Raw genomic sequence first — 10,081 nt, forward strand, 5'->3', positions numbered from 1 at the left:
GCCGGCTCTTTCTGCACGTGGGGGATAATACAAGGTTGGGTCTCAGTCCAGGGCATAGCGAGTCTCCTCTTCTATGCCAGTTATAACTGTTACCCATGTATCCGGTCTAAAGTGTTACCCATGTTTCCGGTTCATACCCTGGCTTGCCGGGCCTACAATTTCAGCCCTCAGGTCTTGCCATTAATCTCTTTAGCACGCCCGGCAAGCCCGCCGAATACCGCCATAATCAGGGAAATAAAAGCTACCGCGATGAGTGGAATATGCCAGTCGCCGCTCGCATCATGAATTTTCCCCATCACCGGTGGCCCGCAGGCGGCCAGCAGATAGCCCACCGATTGCGCCATGCCGGAAAGGGCAGCCGCCTGATGTGCAGAGCCTGCGCGTAAACCGATGAACGTCAGGCCGAGGATCATGGTTGCCCCTGAACCGAAGCCGAAAATCAACGTCCACAGCACCGCCTGTTGCGGCATCAGCCAGTAGCCGATGGCGCTAACAGCGCACATCAGCGCCACGCCAATGGCGATGCCTTTCTGATCTTTAAGCTTGTGCAGCACCAGTGGGATCAGCAGGCCCGGTGCTGCTGTCGCAAGCTGAAGGAGCCCGTGCAGGGAACCTGCTTGCGCTTCGCTGTAACCGTGGCTTATCAGAATGGCGGGCAGCCAGCCGATAATGACGTAGTAAACCAGCGAGTTAATGCCCAGAAACAGCGTCACTTGCCAGGCCAGTGCGGAACGCCAGATGCCTTTGTCGTGCAGGCTACGCGACGTTGTTACGGCGGCAGGCGTGTGATTGCGCCATTGTGGTAACCACACCAGGAAGCCCAGCAGAGGGAAGGCCATCAATGCCAGTAATGCACCCTGCCAGCCTAATCCGCTTAATGCCAAAGGGACGACCAGCGCCGAGCCTAATGCCGCAGCGCCGCCCATCGTCAGGGAATACGCGCCGACCATTTTGGCCACATGGCCGGAAAAATCACGCTTGATAAGCCCCGGCAGCAGCACGTTTCCGAGCGCGATACCGCAGCCAATAATGGCCGTGCCGACGTACAACAGCGTCGGCGAAGGCAGTGAACGCACGGCGATACCGGCGCAAATCAGGAGAAGCGCGCCCGTCAGGCTGCGCTCCATACCAAACCGACGCGCAAAACCTGCGGCCAGCGGAGATACTAAGCCAAAAGCCAGCAGGGGCAACGTTGTCAGCAGCCCGGTCTGGGCCGTCGTCAGGCCATAATCAGCACGAATGCTGTCAAGCAGAGGGGCAGCACCGGTAAACGTCACGCGCAAAGAGGTGGCAATCAGCAGGATCCCGGCAATCAGCAACAGATTTTGCCGACGGGAAGAGAGGGTCGTAATACTCATGTCTTTCTCGGTCATTCACAGGAGGGGCTACGATACGCTTTTCTCTTGATGATAGAATCAAGCCAGAATGACAAATAATCGCTAATATCGGACAAACTGAAGATGAAAGGGTTAGGACTTGGCGGCTATGAACCTGACAGCCAGCGTGACGCCGCGGTGGCATTCCGAATTCAGGTTGCTGAAGATGAGCAGTTTATTCCCAGCCATCGGCACCGCAAAGGGCAACTGATCCTTGCGCTGCATGGTGCCATTACCTGTGAAGTCGAGAATGCGATGTGGATGGTGCCGCCACAGTTTGCCGTGTGGATACCGGGTCAGGTGCCACACAGTAACCGCACTACGCCGGGGGCTCAGCTTTGCTTTTTATTTATCGAACCCGGCGCGGCGGCAATGCCTGAGCATTGCTGTACCCTGAAGATCTCGCCGCTGGTCCGCGAACTGATCCTCTCGCTTTCAGCACGTCTGGGAAACGAACTGAAGACAGAGGCCACACAGCGCCTGACTCGGGTGCTTTTTGATGAACTTCCGCAACAGCCGCAGGAGCAGTTGCAGCTCCCTGTCTCACTACACCCAAAAATTCGCCTGATGGTGGAAACGATGGCTGCGGAGCCTGCTGAGTGGCAAACGCTGGGGCAGTGGGCAAGTCGGTTTGCGATGAGCGAACGCAACCTGGCGCGGCTGGTGGTGAAGGAAACAGGGCTGAGCTTTCGTCGCTGGCGGCACCAGTTGCAGCTGATTCTGGCGCTGCAAATGCTGATTGGCGGTCAGACGGTGCAACAGACTGCGCTGTCGTTAGGCTATGAGTCCACGACGGCGTTTATCACCATGTTCCGCAAAGGGTTAGGCCAAACGCCGGGGCGGTATCTCAACGCGCTGACTACGACTTCCCGATAAAGAGCGAGACTATCCCTGCGGCGATAAGCGGCCCGACAGGCACGCCGCGAAACAACGCGACGCCCAGAACCGTTCCCACAAGCAAACCGGCAACCAGCTGTGGCTGAATGCCCATCAACTGCACGCCTCGCCCACCGAGCCATGAGACAAAAATGCCGACGGTAATCGCCACCAGAGATTTCCAGTTAACGAAAGAGTGCAACAGCGTTGAAGCAGGCAGCGTACCGCTGGCGATAGGGGCCATCACGCCGATGGTCAGGATGATAATCCCGATACTCAGCCCCTGTTTTTCAATCCAGGGAAATAACCCGTTGAGCGGGGTGACGCGCACGATAATCAAAACCAGAATGGAGACGGTCACGGCGGTGTTATGACTGATAATGCCGAGTGCCGCCAGCCCGAGCAGGATAAGCAGGGTGGGATCAAACATAGGGAGTCCTTGCCAAAAGTAAAAAAAAGTAAACCCGTTTACTTTACGCATATCGTCGTGAGTAAACAGGCTTTTTTTAACAGGCAAGGGAAAAAAGGTTAAGTGTCACTGCTGCGGCGAAAAGCCACCAGTTCAGGCCGGGCAATGCGCAGATAATCTTGGGTGTCCATGATTATCGATTTTTCCAGCAGCCCGGCGTTAAAGGCGATTTCGTCATAGCGTTCGAACAGCAGCGGATCGGCAATAAGCTTCAGTGAGGGATGGAAGCTAAAAGGTGGAATGGCGCCAAACACGCAGGCGGTCAGTTCATCCACTTCTGCCGGGCTTGCCAGCGACGCTTTTAACCCGCCAAGATGCGCGGCTAACAGCGATAAATCTGCCTGTTGATCGGCCGCCAGGATCGCCAGCACGTGCTGTTTCACGCCGTTACCTTTCACTTTACAGACCAGGGCTTTTGCACCTTGCCCCAGCTCAGTACCGCGAATTTCCGACACCGCTTCACACTTGCCCATGGCTTCATGTTCTATGACGCGAAAGCGAGCCTGCTGACTATCCAGTAAGGAGACAAGGTGTTGGTGCACGTCGCGGGAAGAGATTTCAGACATAGCCACTCCATGAAAAAAACCAGGCAGCCAGCATAGTCTGTGAGAAAAAGCCCGGCAAGCGCTACGCACCGCCGGGCTCAGAGTCGACTAAAATGCGGCCAGAGAAAGGCTGGCCGGGAAGCGATTAACTGACCGATGAGCCTTGCTTATGGAACAGCTCACGGAAGACCGGGTAAATATCTTCCTGGTCGCGAATGTGCTGCATGGCGAAGTTCTCAAACATCGATTGCAGATGTTCGTACTCGCGCCACAGGGTTTGATGCGCGCGGCGGGTGATCTCGATATAGCTGTAATAACGCACCACGGGCAGAATTTTCTTCGCCAGAATTTCATGACACAGCGGTGAGTCATCGGCCCAGTTGTCGCCATCGGAGGCCTGCGCAGCATAGATATTCCACTGTGCAGGGTCGTAGCGTTCTTTCACCACTTCATCCATCAGCTTGAGCGCGCTGGAGACGATAGTGCCGCCCGTTTCCTGCGAGTAGAAGAACTCATGCTCATCCACTTCTTTCGCCTGCGTATGGTGGCGGATATAGACCACTTCAACGTTTTTATAAGTGCGGCTCAGGAACAGATAAAGCAGGATGTAAAAGCGCTTAGCCATATCCTTGGTGGCCTGATCCATCGAACCAGAGACGTCCATCAGACAGAACATCACCGCCTGGCTGGAAGGTTCCGGGCGTTTCTCGTAATTCTTGTAACGCAGGTCGAAGGTGTCGATAAACGGCACTTTCTCGATTTTCGCCCGCAGTTCGGCAATTTCACGGCGCAGGCGTTCCTCTTCCAGCAACTGCGCCGGTTCGCTTTTGGCGACAGTATCCAGGCTCGCCTCAAGTTCACGCAGTTCTCGCCGCTTTCCTGCCGTCATGGCGGTGCGTCGCGCGAGTGAATTTTGCAACGAGCGCACGACGCTGATGTTGGCCGGAACACCGTTGGCGGTGAAACCCGCGCGATGCGTCTTGTATTCCGTAAGCTGTCGATGCTGATTTTTCTTCAGGTTCGGCAGGGCCAAATCTTCAAACAGAAGATCGAGATATTCGTCCTTGGAGATGTTAAACACGAACTCATCCTGGCCTTCACCGTCAGGACTTGCCTGGCCCTGACCACTTCCGCCGCCGCCACCGCCGCCTTGTGGACGCTCGATGCGATCGTTCTGTACGAAATGGTCATTGCCGGGATGGACGCGATGGCGCAGGCCGCCACGCCCCTGGTGGAACATCGGTTCGCTGATGTCGTCCGTGGGTATGGAAACAGATTCACCGCTGTCGATATCCGTGACCGAACGTTTATTGATGGCCTCGGAGATTGACTGTTTTATCTGCGCCTTATAGCGGCGCAAAAAGCGCTGGCGGTTTACCGCGCTTTTATTCTTACCGTTCAGGCGTCGGTCTATGAACCAGGTCATATGCCCCTCCCGTACTGCCAACTTCAGTGCCAGTAAGTGCCGGATGGCGCTGCCGCTTATCCGGCCTACGGAATCTTGTCATTGTCGGCCCGGCAAGCGCATACGCCGCCGGGCACTATTGTTAAGACGATTTACGCACGCGCAGATACCATTCACAAAGCAGGCGAACCTGTTTGCGGGTATAGCCTTTCTCCATCATGCGGTCGACAAAATCGTCGTGCTTTTTCTGCTCGTCGGTTGAGGTTTTGGCATTGAACGAAATCACCGGCAACAGCTCTTCGGTATTGGAGAACATTTTCTTCTCGATAACCGTGCGCAGTTTTTCATAGCTGGTCCAGTTCGGGTTACGTCCGCTGTTGTTCGCTCTGGCGCGCAGCACGAAGTTGACGATTTCGTTACGGAAGTCTTTCGGGTTGCTGATCCCGGCAGGCTTCTCAATTTTTTCCAGTTCCGCATTCAGGGATTCACGGTCAAACAGCTGGCCGGTATCCGGGTCGCGGTATTCCTGATCCTGGATCCAGAAGTCCGCGTAGGTGACATAGCGGTCGAAAATGTTCTGTCCGTACTCGGAGTAGGATTCCAGATAGGCGGTCTGGATCTCTTTGCCGATGAACTCAGCGTATTTCGGGATCAGATAGCCTTTGAGGAACTCAAGGTAGCGTTCGGCCTGCTCCTGCGGGAACTGCTCACGCTCAATCTGCTGCTCCAGCACGTAGAACAGATGCACCGGGTTCGCCGCCACTTCGATATGGTCGAAGTTGAAGACGCGCGAGAGGATTTTGAACGCAAAGCGAGTCGACAGCCCGTTCATGCCTTCGTCCACGCCCGAATAATCGCGATACTCCTGATAGGATTTCGCTTTCGGGTCGGTGTCTTTCAGACTTTCACCGTCATACACCCGCATTTTGGAGTAGATGCTGGAGTTTTCCGGCTCTTTCAGTCGCGACAGTATCGAGAAGCGCGCCAGCGTTTCCAGCGTGCCCGGAGCGCAGGGCGCATGGGTCAGCTCACTGTGATTGAGCAGTTTTTCGTAAATTTTGATCTCTTCGGAGATCCGCAGGCAATAAGGCACTTTGACGATATACACACGGTCAAGGAAGGCCTCATTGTTTTTATTATTACGGAACGTCACCCATTCAGACTCGTTCGAGTGCGCGAGGATAATCCCGTTGAACGGCAGGGCAGAGATACCTTCTGTCCCGTTGTAGTTACCTTCCTGGGTCGCCGTCAGCAGAGGATGCAGCACTTTAATCGGTGCTTTAAACATCTCGACGAATTCCATGATCCCCTGGTTCGCGCGGCACAGTGCGCCGGAATAACCATAAGCATCCGGATCGTTCTGCGCGTGGTTTTCCAGCTTACGGATATCCACTTTACCGACCAGCGCCGAGATGTCCTGATTGTTCTCATCGCCCGGTTCAGTTTTCGCGATAGCAATCTGCGCCAGAATGGACGGCCACACTTTCACCACGCGGAATTTGGTGATATCGCCACCAAACTCGTTCAGGCGCTTCGCTGCCCACGGCGACATAATGGTGCCGAGGTAGCGGTTAGGGATGCCGTACTCTTTTTCCAGAATCTGTGCATCTTCCTGAGGGTTGAAAAGGCACAGAGGGTGATCGTTAACCGGGCTACGTTCACCGTTCGCACTGAGCACGTAAATCGGTACGCGCTGCATCAGAGCTTTCAGTCGTTCAGCCAGAGAAGATTTACCGCCGCCGACAGGGCCGAGCAGATAGAGGATCTGTTTCTTCTCTTCCAGACCCTGAGCGGCATGTTTCAGGTAGGCGACGATCTGTTCGATAGCGTCTTCCATACCATAGAACTCTTCAAACGCCGGGTAGCGTGCGACTACACGGTTCGAAAACAGACGGGACAGCCGTGGCTCATGGGCAGTATCAACCATCACTGGCTCACCAATAGCCATTAACAGTCGTTCTGCCGCGTTGGCATAGGCACTGCGATCTTGTTTACAGGTGGCAAGAAATTCCTGCAGTGTGAACTCTTCGTCCTTGGCAGCTTCATAACGCTGGCGATAGTGATCGAATATATTCATGGCATGCCGTCCTTTCGTTTTTTAGCACAGGATGAGAGCCGTTCGTATGAATAATGGAGGCTCCCGGAAGGCGTAAGCTGAACGACGCTCACCAACATTCTCACCTCTGATTCAGCAACCCTTATGCCAGGTTACCTGGGAGAAATGGATAACGTGCCCCGCGATTGCACCTTCTGAATTTAAGCGTAGATGGCATTTTCAAAACTTGCATGCTGTGAAAATTCAATTTCAATGACATATCAATAACTCATCAAAAAATACCGCCACTTAAAGATGAAGAAATTTCACGGCTTCATCGGGCTGTCATCTCGCTGCAAGCGGAGTGTCATCGGCCAGTGGCAGCCTGGTAGGTTAATTAATGTCAGCAGAAGTAAAGAATTTGAGGTAAGCGGGACGGGCGAGTACACTTCAGCCGCTTTTTTTTTTTTAGGGATATGCAACGTGAAAGTTATCAACCAACTGGCTACGGGACTGCTCTTCGCAACAGCAGCGACCGTGGCCCATGCTGAAGACAGCAAATTGACGCTGGGAGCTGGCGTCGGCGTAGTGGGGCATCCGTACAAACAGTATCACTCTGACGTGTACCCGGTGCCGGCTATTGATTTCGAAAGCAATAACTTCTGGTTCCATGGCCTCGGAGGCGGTTACTACCTCTGGAATGACACGGCCGATAAGCTCTCCATTACCGCTTACTGGTCGCCGCAGTATTTTAAGCCGGGCGACAGTGACAACAATCAGCTGCGTAAGCTCGATCGTCGCCAGTCGACGATGATGGCTGGCCTGTCTTATATGCACTTCACGCAGTACGGTTTCCTGCGCACCACACTTGCGGGCGATACGCTCGACAAGAGCAACGGTATCGTCTGGGATGCGGCATGGCTCTATCGCTACACCAATGGTGCACTAACGGTTACGCCGGGCATTGGTGTGCGCTGGGATAGCGATAACCAGAATGAGTACTACTACGGTGTGTCGAAGAAAGAATCCTCGAAGAGTGGCCTGCGCAGCTACGATGCGGACAGCGGCTTCAACCCGTACCTGGAGTTGTCAGTCAACTACAAGCTGACGGACAGCTGGAGCGTCTATGGCGTGGGTCGCTATTTGCGCCTGTCGGATGAAATCACCGACAGCCCGATGGTAGACAAGTCCTGGACCGGGCTGCTTTCTACCGGCATTACCTATAGCTTCTGATGCTGCACCCGAGTGGTGCGTTCAGTGCAACAAAACAGGGCGAAGTCGCCCTGTTTTGCTTTATATCAGTGCAGCCCGTTAGCGCTTCGCGACGCGGATAGTCTGAGAAAGACGGGACGGCTTCTCTTCAGACGCTTTCTGCGGTGTGGTCACACAAGCCGTCTCAACACAGACGAAGGTTTTATATCCGTCGTCAGGCATGTCGCCCATGCTGACGGACAGTGCAGGGCCGGGGTTCCAGCCAACCACGTTGCTGTGATGCCCGTGGATCACGTCAATATTGCGCGCCAGCGCGTCGTCGTGGATGACGCTGCAGGCTTCAGCATTCAGGTATACGCGGTCGGTACGATCCGGGAAGGTCTGCACGCCGTCGCTCAGAACGCCTTCTTCGGCATTTTTTACTTTGTCGATGTAGCGATCGCCGAAGCCGCTCACTTTGACCTTGCTGATGTCACCCACGTTGAAGTAGGTGTGCAGGGCGGAAGTGGTTTCAAACTCACCGTGCGCTTCCAGTTCGATTTCGCAGGTTTTGCCGACTTTAAAGCGGGCATACAGCGTGAAATCGTGCGGCCACAGCGCTTTGGTTTCTTCGTTGCTTTGCAGTTCAAAGGTCAGAACCACACCGTTGTCATCTTCATTGTGCGCTTTCAGCGTCCACGTCTGGTTACGCGCAAAGCCATGCGCAGGCAGGCCTTGTTGTGCCGCCGGGCCAAACCACGGCCAGCAGATTGGCACGCCGCCACGCAGCGCTACACCGGTTTTGAACGGCGTGTTATTGCTGAGCCACAAGACTTCTTCTTCTCCGGCAGGTTTCCACGAAAGCAGGTGTGCGCCTTGTAAAGCGAAAGACGCTTTAGCCTGAGGATGGTCAACAACGATAAGTTCCAGGTCGTCCAACTGACGGCGGGAGAGAACAGGGGTAAGTTGTTCAACAACAGGGAGAGCGAAAATTTTAGTCATCATGATGCAATCCTTGATTCAACCGTAAACGAGAAGCATAAAAAAAGGCGACCGAGGTCGCCTTTTTGGATCAGTTTCTCATCTCAACTTATTTGGAGATGTGAGCGATCAGGTCCAGAACTTTGTTGGAGTAACCCGTTTCGTTGTCGTACCAGGAAACCAGTTTCACGAAGTTGTCGTTCAGTGCGATACCTGCTTTAGCATCGAACACGGAAGTGCAAACTTCGCCGTTGAAATCGGTAGAAACAACGTCGTCTTCGGTGTAACCCAGAACGCCTTTCATTGGGCCTTCGGAAGCCGCTTTGATCGCTTTCTTGATGGTTTCGTAAGACGCTGCTTTTTCCAGACGAACGGTCAGGTCAACAACAGAGACGTTTGGAGTTGGAACGCGGAACGCCATACCAGTCAGTTTGCCGTTCAGTTCTGGCAGGACTTTACCTACTGCTTTAGCAGCACCGGTAGAGGATGGGATGATGTTCTGAGCTGCGCCGCGGCCGCCGCGCCAGTCTTTGTGAGACGGGCCATCAACGGTTTTCTGAGTTGCGGTGGTCGCGTGAACAGTGGTCATCAGACCTTCGATGATGCCGAAGTTGTCGTTGATAACTTTTGCCAGCGGTGCCAGGCAGTTGGTGGTGCAAGATGCGTTGGAAACGATGTCCTGACCCTGGTATTTGTCAAAGTTAGCGCCTTTAACGAACATAGGGGTGTCATCTTTAGATGGACCAGTCAGAACAACTTTTTTCGCGCCAGCAGTGATGTGCTTACGAGCAGTTTCGTCGGTCAGGAAGATACCGGTTGCTTCAGCAACAACGTCAACACCGATTTCGTTCCACTTCAGGTTAGCCGGATCTTTTTCAGCGGTAACACGGATTTTTTTACCGTTAACAACCAGGTGGCCGTCTTTTACTTCAACGGTGCCGTTGAAACGACCGTGAGTTGAGTCATATTTCAGCATGTATGCCATGTACTCTGCGTCTAACAGATCGTTGATACCAACGATTTCAATGTCAGAACGTTCCTGAGCAGCACGGAAAACAATGCGACCGATACGGCCAAAACCGTTGATACCTACTTTGATAGTCATATATTCCACCAGCTATTTGTTAGTGAATAAAAGGTTGCCTGTAAAATTACAAAAACCTTACGCAGCGTCAAGCGGAATCGTGTCAATCATTGCGACAA

At 53.8% G+C, this 10,081-nt stretch carries 9 protein-coding genes; 2 read left to right on the forward strand and 7 right to left on the reverse strand.

Features of this window, described 5'->3' with window-relative positions:
* Nucleotides 1–167 precede the first annotated feature (167 nt).
* Nucleotides 168–1,358: a CynX/NimT family MFS transporter gene (locus tag ACRCWW_RS08480; RefSeq protein ID WP_438682016.1), complete on the reverse strand. Its 1,191-nt coding sequence runs from the start codon at nucleotides 1,356–1,358 to the stop codon at nucleotides 168–170.
* Between the two features lie 102 nt (nucleotides 1,359–1,460).
* Between ACRCWW_RS08480 and ACRCWW_RS08485 the strand changes: the two genes are divergently transcribed.
* A complete protein-coding gene (locus ACRCWW_RS08485) occupies nucleotides 1,461–2,252 on the forward strand; it encodes an AraC family transcriptional regulator (protein ID WP_438682017.1) in 792 nt (263 codons plus the stop codon).
* On the opposite strand, the gene ACRCWW_RS08490 is transcribed toward ACRCWW_RS08485, so the two are convergent.
* From ACRCWW_RS08490 to yeaG, 4 genes are all read right to left on the reverse strand, one after another.
* Nucleotides 2,236–2,682, reverse strand: a complete 447-nt coding sequence (locus tag ACRCWW_RS08490) for a DUF441 domain-containing protein (protein WP_438682018.1) — start codon at nucleotides 2,680–2,682, stop codon at nucleotides 2,236–2,238. The genes ACRCWW_RS08485 and ACRCWW_RS08490 overlap by 17 nt on opposite strands.
* A 98-nt stretch (nucleotides 2,683–2,780) precedes the next feature.
* Nucleotides 2,781–3,287 (reverse strand): YbaK/prolyl-tRNA synthetase associated domain-containing protein, encoded by a 507-nt coding sequence (locus ACRCWW_RS08495; RefSeq protein ID WP_438682019.1) that lies wholly within the window; start codon nucleotides 3,285–3,287, stop codon nucleotides 2,781–2,783.
* A 124-nt stretch (nucleotides 3,288–3,411) separates the two neighbouring features.
* Nucleotides 3,412–4,692, reverse strand: a complete 1,281-nt coding sequence (locus ACRCWW_RS08500) for a YeaH/YhbH family protein (protein WP_330981983.1) — start codon at nucleotides 4,690–4,692, stop codon at nucleotides 3,412–3,414.
* Nucleotides 4,693–4,813: 121 nt separating this feature from the next.
* Nucleotides 4,814–6,748: a protein kinase YeaG gene (gene yeaG, locus ACRCWW_RS08505; protein WP_404659123.1), complete on the reverse strand. Its 1,935-nt coding sequence runs from the start codon at nucleotides 6,746–6,748 to the stop codon at nucleotides 4,814–4,816.
* 441 nt (nucleotides 6,749–7,189) lie between these two features.
* On the opposite strand from yeaG, the gene ACRCWW_RS08510 reads away from it, so the two are divergent.
* A complete protein-coding gene (locus ACRCWW_RS08510; protein WP_438682020.1) occupies nucleotides 7,190–7,939 on the forward strand; it encodes a MipA/OmpV family protein in 750 nt (249 codons plus the stop codon).
* Between the two features lie 78 nt (nucleotides 7,940–8,017).
* Here the strand turns inward: ACRCWW_RS08510 and ACRCWW_RS08515 are convergent, their stop codons facing one another.
* Together ACRCWW_RS08515 and gapA are read right to left on the reverse strand one after the other, a co-directional pair.
* Nucleotides 8,018–8,902, reverse strand: a complete 885-nt coding sequence (locus ACRCWW_RS08515; protein WP_438682021.1) for a D-hexose-6-phosphate mutarotase — start codon at nucleotides 8,900–8,902, stop codon at nucleotides 8,018–8,020.
* 85 nt (nucleotides 8,903–8,987) lie between these two features.
* A complete protein-coding gene (gapA, locus tag ACRCWW_RS08520) occupies nucleotides 8,988–9,983 on the reverse strand; it encodes a glyceraldehyde-3-phosphate dehydrogenase (protein ID WP_330981978.1) in 996 nt (331 codons plus the stop codon).
* Nucleotides 9,984–10,081: the final 98 nt, after the last annotated feature.

Source organism: Scandinavium sp. (assembly GCF_051650185.1).
Taxonomy (GTDB): Bacteria; Pseudomonadota; Gammaproteobacteria; order Enterobacterales; family Enterobacteriaceae; genus Scandinavium.

Excerpts from the sequence above, each read along its gene's own strand:
- ACRCWW_RS08490 (WP_438682018.1), bottom strand. The coding sequence starts at position 2,682 with ATGTTTGATCCCACCCTGCTTATCCTGCTCGGGCTGGCGGCACTCGGC.
- ACRCWW_RS08495 (WP_438682019.1), bottom strand. The coding sequence starts at position 3,287 with ATGTCTGAAATCTCTTCCCGCGACGTGCACCAACACCTTGTCTCCTTA.
- ACRCWW_RS08485 (WP_438682017.1), top strand. The coding sequence starts at position 1,461 with ATGAAAGGGTTAGGACTTGGCGGCTATGAACCTGACAGCCAGCGTGAC.
- ACRCWW_RS08500 (WP_330981983.1), bottom strand. The coding sequence starts at position 4,692 with ATGACCTGGTTCATAGACCGACGCCTGAACGGTAAGAATAAAAGCGCG.
- ACRCWW_RS08515 (WP_438682021.1), bottom strand. The coding sequence starts at position 8,902 with ATGATGACTAAAATTTTCGCTCTCCCTGTTGTTGAACAACTTACCCCT.
- gapA (WP_330981978.1), bottom strand. The coding sequence starts at position 9,983 with ATGACTATCAAAGTAGGTATCAACGGTTTTGGCCGTATCGGTCGCATT.
- ACRCWW_RS08480 (WP_438682016.1), bottom strand. The coding sequence starts at position 1,358 with ATGAGTATTACGACCCTCTCTTCCCGTCGGCAAAATCTGTTGCTGATT.
- yeaG (WP_404659123.1), bottom strand. The coding sequence starts at position 6,748 with ATGAATATATTCGATCACTATCGCCAGCGTTATGAAGCTGCCAAGGAC.